The sequence below is a fragment of the Clostridium sp. genome (assembly GCF_036642255.1).
Lineage (GTDB): Bacteria > Bacillota > Clostridia > Clostridiales > Clostridiaceae > Clostridium_J.
On the sequence record NZ_JAVWDJ010000005.1, the window covers coordinates 65,293 to 71,926 of the forward strand.

The following is a 6,634-nucleotide window of genomic DNA, read 5'->3' on the forward strand; positions in this document are numbered from 1 at the left end:
CTCATATAAGAAGTTTATATTCCTTCTAAGTTAAAGTGGGGTACAAAAATCTGTGAACTAGTGCCACTTTCTTGGATAAAGGCATTCTTATAACCAATTTCTAGGCAATGATCAATTAAGCTATCATAGTGTTTTGGATTTAGAAATTTATTAATTTCAGGGTAGTCTTTAGCATCATACATAGGAGTATATTGATTCATAAGGCTTAAATAAACATCATCACCAAAGGCCTTATAGATATAATCCACTACCTTTTTTGAATCAAATAACAACCCTGGAAGCATCAGATGTCTTATAATAACACCACTTTGCATCATACCCTGTTCGTTAAATACAGGCTTACCCACTTGACCTACCATTTCAGCAATAGCTTTAGAAGCTATATTAAAGTAATTTGGAGCCTTTGAGTATTTTATCGCGTATTTATCCTCGAAATATTTTAAATCGGGTATATAGATTTGAATATATCCTTCCAATTCCTTAATAGTTTTTATTTTTTCATAACCATTGGTGTTATAAGCAATAGGGACTTTTAAACCTTTTTCTCTAGCTAGATTTATTCCTTCAATGATTTTAGAAACATAGTGAGTTGGGTTAACTAAGTTTATGTTATGGCAACCTTTTTTTTCTAGCTCTAAGAATATCGCACTAAGCCGTTGAGTAGAAATTTCCTTTCCAACTGCCGCATGACTTATCTCATGGTTTTGGCAAAATACACAGCTTAGGTTGCAATTTGAAAAAAATACTGTGCCAGAGCCTTTTTCTCCTGAGATACATGGTTCCTCCCACATATGGGGATAAGCCTTTGCTACTTTTAAAATTGATGAACTTTTACAAAATCCAAACGTATTTGTTGTTCTATCTGCATTGCAATCTCTAGGGCATAGATTACAATTATTTAATTTACATATTATTGAGTCATTAATCATGTTAAAGTTACTCCTTTTCATAAAGCAAAGAAAAAGCACTACATCCTATGAAGATTAGTGCAACTATCTCAAATATATTCTCAAATAAAATCTAATATTTATAAAAGTAAAAATGCAATAGAATAGCTTATTGCAATACAAGTTCTATTATTAATTATAGCATATTACTTTAAAAAATAAATCTGTAGTTTAGATGAAGTTTAATAATAAATCAGAAGCATTATTTATGGTTAATGTTAGCATAACCGGTGATTCCATAGTTGGATGGGAATCTGGTAGTTACGAAATAAGATTATAAAATAGCGGTAAAGTTTCGCAATATTCAGACTAAATTGCAACTTCATGGTATAATATGAATATAATGGATATCAGTTATATAAATCATAATTGTATTTGAATATTTTGTTGGAGGAGTTAATATGGCAAGTGTTTGGGAGAATTACCTTTTACTCAGAGTTGGTAATGCTATATTCATCATAATAGCATTAATTTTGTTCCTTGCTATTATAGTAAAGCTTTTTAAGAATACTTTTATAACTCATTGTAGCAGTGAAAATGTATGGAGAAACATTGAATTATATTTTTGTGCAATTGCTACTGTTTACTTAGCTGGAATTGTGTTGATTACAAGTATAGGTAATGGATATGCCATTGCTGAGTTAGAAACTATAGGAAACACTATGGTAAACGGAGTTCTATATAAGGAAGTATTACTAAGTCAAGTTCAGGGAAGCTTTAGATATATAGTTACAAGGCTAGTACTCGGGGGGATATTTTACTTCTTTTATATAAGAGCTATAAGAGCAATAAATCTTGAGCTTGAAGAACTCAGAAAAAAGGTTATTCATAAAAGGCTTTATTAGTATTTTATTCAGTTTAAGAAATAAGTAAAAATGTATAGTTTATAATCATATGGAACTTAATTAATCCTGAGGGGGGAAAGGTTTTGGGGGAGAATTGGGTGGCTAATACTTTTCATTACATCCCTTGTATTAATTATAAGTAGTACAAAGAAAATTTATGCTGAACTGTCACCCAAGTATTTAAGTAGAATATATGAAGTTTTTGATTTGAACAAAATAGAATACTTGAGAGAATATTTTACTGAAAATATTTTACTGTTAGAATTAAATGTAATAACCACGCATTCAAATATTTACACATTAATAGCTGCAATGATTATATCTTTTAAGTGTGCAATCATAGAGTTTTATAAGGTACTGAAAAATGGTTATTATAAATGATTAAATCTATAATCTCTAAGAAACATATAGATGAACAATAAGAGCAGAGGGTTGTAAGATTTCCTCTGCTCCTATTATTTATCTAGATTTTTTCATCTTTAAATAAAACATAACGCATTGTACTGTAAAGATTAAACTTATAACTCCAAACCCAGGATAAAGGTAAGTAATTAGAGTTTTAAATCCAATTTGAGATACTGGAAGGGCGATGATTAAAACTAAGATTACGCCTCTTTTATAGGGAATTTTATATTTATTTTCTAAAGTTTTACCTACACTATAAATATTAGCAACCTCTGTGGAAAACATTTCAAACCAAATCACAGCTAGCAAGAATACTTGAATCAGTGGTCCAAATCTGCTTACAACGTGTAATAATGGAATTTCATACTTAAATATCTCTGGTATATTAACAAGAAGCATAGTATTAATAAAAAAGGCAATAAGTGTTAGAGTAAGGGCACCAATGATTAAGCCTGTAATTATAACTTTTTTCTTCTTCATTTCCTTTGTAAGTGGGATGATAACTCCACTAGAAAATAGCATATTAAAACCTGCATACAACAAAGTTGAAATCAACCACTGATTGTCTACGAGTAAGGTTTTATGAATAGGAACGCGCTTTATATAATCTAGAGACATAGTATCTTTAGAATATATAAGGTAAAATACAAATACTGTTATGATAATGATAGTAAGACAAGGTACTATGAAGGAATTAATAGCAATGAGTCCTTTTGTATCCTTGAGTAAGGTGATTAGAGCTACCACTGACATAATAAGTATTCCAATGTACTTTGGAAGTCCAAAATATTGATAAAGAAGTGCTCCGCTACCAGCCATAATTATTGCAGCACCAGAGATCAAGAAAAAGCTGGTTAAGTAGTCTGTAATCTTTCCGAGAAACCCAGGACTAACAAGGTTAATAAAATCAGTGTAAGAATTTAAGCAATATTTTGTACTAATAGATACCATCATAGAGCTAAATAAAATATAAAAAGCTGCGCAAATTAATAGCCCATAAAAACTCATATATCCGTATGTGGAAAAAAATTGAGTTATTTCTTGTCCAGATGCAAGACCTGCACCCACTATTGTTCCGATAAACACTGTGGCAACTTGAAAAATATGTTTTATATCCTTTCGCAAAAAATCTCCCCCATAAATTTATATCTGTTATTAATATATAAGTATTTGTGGACAAATATGAAGATTTCAAAGAAAATGTGGACAAGAGAAAATGAAATAGGAAGACATGAATTAATTTATAATCATATGGATACATTAATTGTGAAAAAACTTATATAAATATATAAAAGAAAACCGTGAGAATATCCTAATGGAATTTCTCACGGCTGTTTTATTTAAATTTAGAATAATATCACCAAAGGGGGAGGTTAAATTATTCTTTTAATTAACACTAAAGATTAAATTAATATATCCTTCTTTGTGAACACAAAGTGAGATATTAAGTAACAAACAACGGTCCATCCAATAAATACAAGGGCTGTGAAGCCTAAAGTAGAGTTTGGATTATTGAACATACCAGCAGTGGTACCTTTTATGATAGCACCCATATCCATGTAACTTGTGAACACATAGATACTGAACTTTTTAAGTGCACCTATCAAACTAAAAACAATAGACATAGCAATTAATGAAACAGAGCTGACACCCATGGATACCATACTGCTTTTAAATAATGTTGATATAAGGAATGCAAAAGATGTACATGCCATAATGAATAATCCTTGTACTAGCAGCATATTCAAAGTGTATTGCCAAATTGGTACTATATGAGAGCTTCCTGCAATAAGTGCTAGTGGATGGCCACCACCTTCAAGGAATACTGATGGATCAAATTGATATTTTGCACCTACCATAACTGGATAGGTGGAGTCCCCAAATCCGTATAACAAACCTACAACCACGAAAGCCAATGCTTCCAAAACTAAGATTGAACCCACAGCAGCAATAGTTACTGCTATAAATTTTGAAAATATAACTTTTCCTCTAGATACGGGTTGAGTTAATAGTAACTTCAAGGTTGGAGGAGTACACTCTCCAGAAACCATGTCTGAAACAAACATTGCTAGACCTATTACTAAGAATACTTGCCCAAGGACCATCACTAGTTTCTCAATAAAAATAAAGGCATTAAAGTCATAATATTGGGTTGGCTTAATATCATGAGCTTTTAAGTATTTTAGGTGTTCAAGCTCTTGAGTCATTTCACCCTTACTTTGTTGAGACATTCTTTGATCTTGTTTTAGCATTGTTTCTACTTCTTGAATTCTGGAGTTCAAAGATTCTCTCCAATCTTCTTCTTTGCCGTTAAGTGCTTTTAGTCTTACAATTTCATTTTTCATCTGCAAGATATTTTCTTCCATATTTTGAACATATTCAGCGGCCTTAGCCTGATCATTTTTTATATCAGGGGGTATATTATTCTTATCCTGCTCAATATACTTAATGTTTTCTTCCAAGTTCGCAATTTTAAATTCCGGGGTGTTGTATTTCTTCATATTTTCAGCATCATGATTAAAACCATAGGCCATAACTCCAGTTAGTAATATAAAGCCAATAACAACAACTAAGGTTTTTACTCTTTTAAAGAGTTTGAATAATTCATGTTTAATTAAGGTTAACATTATCTAATGCCTCCTTCTACTAGTTCCATATATCTTTGTTCTAATCCACTATGTTTTTTATAAATTTCATAAATGTCAATATTTTGAGATACTAGTTCTTTAATGATCTGGTTAGAGGAATCTCTATCTGCTATAACCGTAAATATATTATCCTCAGTAGATGCTTGCCTCACTACCTTCATATTATTAAGAATTTCCAATACATTAGAAGGATTCTTAGTCACAATAGTAAGGGTTTCAGTTTCATTTTGTGCATTATCTTCAGAAATGCTTTCTACAACTTTGATTTCACCATGATTTATAAAGGCAACAGTATCACAAAGTTGCTGTACTTCACTTAATATATGAGAAGATATGAGTACTGCAGCCTTAGTTTCTTTAACTGCTTTTTTCACTATTTCTCTAAAATCAATAATACCTGTAGGGTCTAGTCCATTAGTAGGCTCGTCTAGAATTAAAAGTCTTGGTTTTGACAGAAGTGCAGAAGCTAGTCCTAATCTTTGTTTCATACCAAGAGAATACTTTCCTACCTTATCATCTATTCTTTCTGATAAATTAACTAACTTAACGATTTCCTCTACATCTTTTCTAGGAATCTTTTTTATATCTGCAATCATATTTAAATTTTGTCGTCCAGTTAAATAGGTGTACATTTCAGGATTTTCCACCACTGCCCCCACATTAGAAAGGGCTTTAACCTTATCACTTAAAATATCATTGCCACAAATACTTATTGAACCACTATCAGTAGCAATAAGTCCCACTAACATTCTTATTGTAGTAGTTTTACCTGCTCCATTAGGACCAAGAAATCCAAAAATTTCTCCTTCTTTTATGGAAAAACTAATACCTTTAATGATTTGTCTTTTGCCTAACTTCTTATAAACATTATTAACTTCAAGTACATTCATCAATAAATCTCTCCCTTCAACCACAGAATCTACACACTTTTCAATGTGTCAATTTATTTTGTCTTATATTGTATGGATAGAAACTGCTGATTTTAATATCATCAGTAGAGACTATCGCCTTATTCGATACAAAATATTCCTTCTAGTGTTCACTAGTTATTCTATTTTAAATACCTAAGAATATTGTAACATTAAGAAATCAATAATTACTTAGCAATTACCTGAAGGTTTTCTTAAGAATTTCTTAAGAAGGCCAAATTATTAATTAAGGTATAGGGTTATTTTTAAATGATAAGTCATCCAATATGTATAAGATAACAGTGCATAGTAGGGATACAAACTTTTTTTATTAGTTAAATTTCTCCTAGAAGACATTGAAGAAAATCAACTTCCCTGTACTTCACGGAGTTAGAACTATAAACATCTATAGTTGCACATTATGAAATTAAAGTTTATATAAAAAAAGGCTATTTAGCCCCATATAAAAGTTATGGTAACTAAATAACCTTTCAGTAAAATTATTTTTGTAAGTTCTCACAGTAAAATATTATGCCTTCACTTAAAAATTTAGCAAGACCAGGTTTGGTTTTATCAATGTTAGCAGTAAAGCGTTCATCCATTACATATAAGTCGGCTAGACCTCTAAAGATTTCTGGGGTGCAATTATAAAAACTATCAGTAATATATTGCCTACAATCAGCTATAACTTCCTGAACTTCTTGGTCTGAAGGGGACTTAGTATCCATTAAAGCTGCGAGCCTTACATAGTTTTCTGAGCCTCTTTTCATAATCCCAGCCCAATCATCCTTAGTGTACTTTGAAGTTCTTCTTTTGCTTTCTTTGTAAGCATCTGAGCTACCATATCGTTCTTTAGTCTCTTCAGCATATTTTTCTTGATG

General features: G+C 31.0%; 6 protein-coding genes. 1 reads left to right on the forward strand and 5 read right to left on the reverse strand.

Annotated features, from left to right (window positions below):
* Window positions 1-14: 14 nt before the first annotated feature.
* Window positions 15-911, reverse strand: a complete 897-nt coding sequence (locus RR409_RS03930; protein WP_332556531.1) for a radical SAM protein — start codon at window positions 909-911, stop codon at window positions 15-17.
* A gap of 437 nt (window positions 912-1,348) precedes the next feature.
* Here RR409_RS03930 and RR409_RS03935 point away from each other — a divergent pair, with 437 nt between their 5' ends.
* Entirely contained in the window at window positions 1,349-1,792 is a 444-nt protein-coding gene (locus RR409_RS03935; RefSeq protein WP_332556420.1) for a hypothetical protein, read from the forward strand.
* 459 nt (window positions 1,793-2,251) lie between these two features.
* Here RR409_RS03935 and RR409_RS03940 read toward each other — a convergent pair whose 3' ends face one another.
* The 4 genes from RR409_RS03940 to RR409_RS03955 form a co-directional block, all read right to left on the reverse strand.
* On the reverse strand, window positions 2,252-3,322 hold the full coding sequence (locus RR409_RS03940) for a transporter (protein WP_332556421.1): 1,071 nt from the start codon (window positions 3,320-3,322) through the stop codon (window positions 2,252-2,254).
* 278 nt (window positions 3,323-3,600) lie between these two features.
* A complete protein-coding gene (locus RR409_RS03945; protein WP_332556422.1) occupies window positions 3,601-4,824 on the reverse strand; it encodes an ABC transporter permease subunit in 1,224 nt (407 codons plus the stop codon).
* Window positions 4,824-5,735 (reverse strand): ABC transporter ATP-binding protein, encoded by a 912-nt coding sequence (locus RR409_RS03950; RefSeq protein ID WP_332556423.1) that lies wholly within the window; start codon window positions 5,733-5,735, stop codon window positions 4,824-4,826. The genes RR409_RS03945 and RR409_RS03950 overlap by 1 nt, the downstream gene beginning before the upstream one ends.
* A gap of 518 nt (window positions 5,736-6,253) precedes the next feature.
* Window positions 6,254-6,634, reverse strand: a 381-nt coding sequence (locus RR409_RS03955; protein ID WP_332556424.1) for a TipAS antibiotic-recognition domain-containing protein, incomplete at its 5' end; no start/stop codon positions are given.